Annotated in this window: 2 protein-coding genes; one reads left to right on the top strand and one right to left on the bottom strand. The window is 61.7% G+C overall.

The annotated features are described in order from the left end of the window. Positions 1–250: 250 nt before the first annotated feature. A complete protein-coding gene (locus VZ95_RS06975; protein ID WP_045775214.1) occupies positions 251–712 on the top strand; it encodes a CreA family protein in 462 nt (153 codons plus the stop codon). Here VZ95_RS06975 and VZ95_RS21705 read toward each other — a convergent pair. Beyond that, the coding region (locus VZ95_RS21705) for an ATP-binding protein (RefSeq protein WP_232302528.1) at positions 709–2,963 on the bottom strand (2,255 nt) is incomplete at its 5' end. The genes VZ95_RS06975 and VZ95_RS21705 overlap by 4 nt on opposite strands.

The raw sequence follows: 2,963 nt of genomic DNA, 5'->3' as shown, positions 1-2,963 counted from the left end.
CCGCGCCAATGGCACGGTGGAAGTCATCCAGGTGCTGAGCCGCATCGATACGCTCGATGAGGTCGAATATTACCGCCACGGCGGGATTCTGCCGTATGTGCTGCGGAGCCTCGCTTCGTAGTTCGACGGGTAACAGCGTTCGGGGAGCGGCTCGCCTGAAAGGGCGGGCCGTTTTTCGTTTGAGAGGCTGGGCTGTGAAATGTACGCCAGCCGTCCTATATCGAACCCTTCGGCGATGCGGGAGAGTGCTATGAGAAAATTAGCGGGGATCGCTCTATTTGGAATGCTCTTAGCGGGAACGGCAGCGGCCCAAACCCGCATCGGCGAGGTGTCGACCACGTTTCGCTTCGTCGGGCCGAACGATAAGGTTCTGGTCGAGCGCTATGACGATCCGAAGGTCGAGGGCGTCGCCTGCTACGTCTCGCGCGCCGATACGGGCGGGCTGTCGGGCGCGGTGGGCTTGGCGGAAGACCCCAGCCGGTTTTCCATCGCCTGCCGCGCGGTCGGCCCGGTGCAGATTCGCGGCGAGATCGATCAGGGCAAGAAGGGGGAGGAAGTGTTCACCGAGCGCACCTCCTTCATCTTCAAATCCATGCGCGTCACCCGCTTCTTCGATACGCAAAAGCAGGTGCTGGTCTACCTCGTGTGGTCGACCAAGCTCATCGACGGCTCGCCCTATAATGCCGTTTCGGTAGTGCCGCTAAAGCCTTAAGCGACAAGAGCAGCACTGGTGGCGGCGGTTAGGAGCGGCAGATCGTCTTCAGCCTCCTGGGCCAGCCGGTCGATGAGGGTCAACGCCTCGCTGCGATTGCCGGCGAGGCTGGCGTTGGCGAGGCGGCGGGCCTGATGATGCAGCCGGGTGAGCGCGAAATTGCCGAACAGCGAAATAAGCTGATGGGCGGGTGCGTGAATTTCCTTTACGTCCGCCGCGTCCTTCAGCCGCTCCAGATCGACCAGCCGGTCGGTGACGGCGACCATGACGCTATCGATCAAATCCGTCAGCGCCTCGAGCCCAACCGTATCGACCAATTCATCGAAGCGGCGATGATCGAAGCGCTCCGGTTCGGGTTCAGCGGCTGATTCCGGGATGGTTTCGCGGGCTTTATCCGGCTTCTCTGCCCAGCGTTGCAGCGTTTGCAGCAGCTTTTCCCGGTCGATGGGTTTGGCGAGCGTATCGTTCATCCCGGCGGCGAGATGGGTTTGCCGGGATTCATCCAGCGCATCGGCGGTGAGCGCGATGATCGGGATGCGCGCCCAGGGCTGATGGCTGGCGCGGATCAGGCGGGTGGCCTGCAACCCATCCATCTCCGGCATGTGAATATCCATCAATACCAAATCGAAACTATGCTCTTCCAAGGCCTCCAGCGCGCCGCGCCCGGAGGGGACGCAGAACACCGAATGCCCCGCCTTGCGCAGCAGGGCGATGACGACGCGCTGATTGATCTCATTATCTTCAGCCAGCAGAATCGTCAGCGGCCGGTTCAGATCGAACGTCGCCGGAGGCTGCGCCGCCTGTTTGGCCAAGGCCGCCAGCGCCGCTTCCGACAGGCGCGGCAGCGGCAGGGCGACGGTGAAAATACTGCCCTCGCCCGGCGCGCTGGAGAGGCTGACGTAACCGCCCATGAGCTGCGCCAATTCCCGCGTAATCGCCAGCCCCAGGCCGGTGCCGCCGAAGCGCCGGGTGATCGATTGGTCGGACTGAGTGAAGCGGTCGAAAATGAGCCCCTGCTGTTCCAGGGGAATGCCGATGCCGGTATCGCGCACTTCCAAGACGAGCCGCACGCTATCGGGCTCCACCGCGCCTTCGGCCAGGGCTTCGGTATAACCGCAGAGGGTGATTTCCCCGGCGGGGGTAAATTTCACCGCATTGCCGACCAGATTGACGAGAATTTGCCGCAGCCGCGTCGGATCGCCCTGATAGACGCACTCAAGGGACGCATCGGTTTGCAGCCGCAAGGCCACGCCCCGTTCGGCGACGCGCGGCGCGAACATGGCGACGATCGAGCGCAGCAATTCGCTGGGGCGGAACGGGACGGACTCCAGCGTCACCCGCCCGGCTTCGAGCTTGGTGATATCGAGCACATCATCGATAATGCCGAGCAGTGCCGTGGCCGATTGGTGCGCCGTTTCGGCATAGTCAACCGCTTCGGCGGGTAATTGCACAGTGCGCAACAGGCCGAGCATGCCCAAGACCCCGTTCATCGGCGTGCGGATTTCATGGCTCATGGTGGCGAGAAAGGCCGATTTGGCGGCACTCGCCGCCTCGGCGGTCTGGCGGGCCTCGCGCAGCTCATGCACCAGCCGGTCGAGATCGGCATTGCTCTTTTCCAAAGCTTTTGCCGTGCTGATATCGAGCCACAGGGTTTGCAGATAGCCGTCGAACAGCACGCGTTCGCGCAACTCCACCCAACCGCCATCGGCTTTGCGCAGTTGCAGCGGGCGGGCCAGCGGCGTGCGGATCGGGAAGGGCCGGTTCAGCAGCCGCGCCATTGTTTCGGCCTCATGGGCGGCCAGGGTGGTTTCGGCATAGGCGCGCAGATGATCGAAATAGGTCGTGCCCGGATGAAACAGATCGACCGCGCGCGGAAAAATATCGCCCATGATGCGGTTGGCTTTTTCGAAATGCCCATCGTTATCGAACAGCACGACGCCGCGATCGGTGCCTTCCATGAATAGATCGGTATTAGATTTACTGTGCTGGCGCGTTACGTCCTGCCAAGTTTTCAAGCAGGAGCCATCGGAAAACCAGTAAATCCGGCTGTTCAGCCAGCGGCCATTGCGCTTTTGAAACAAGGACGGGTCGCGCATCATGCGGTGGCGCTCGATTCCGGCGGCCACGGTTTCTTCAAATAACTTGGGATCGGTAATCTCGGCATTGGTGCGGAAATAATTTTGCATATTTTCGAGATACGACCAACCCCGGCGCAAAACCCCTTCATGCTCCGGAAAAACGCCTCGTACAG

This window comes from Elstera litoralis, assembly GCF_000963705.1.
Lineage (GTDB): Bacteria > Pseudomonadota > Alphaproteobacteria > Elsterales > Elsteraceae > Elstera > Elstera litoralis.
Note: the sequence above shows the minus strand (reverse complement) of the source record. Positions and strands in the feature narration are given on the sequence as shown.

Bases quoted from the DNA above. Each gene is read 5' to 3' on its own strand.
- VZ95_RS06975 (WP_045775214.1), top strand. From the start codon at position 251: ATGAGAAAATTAGCGGGGATCGCTCTATTTGGAATGCTCTTAGCGGGA.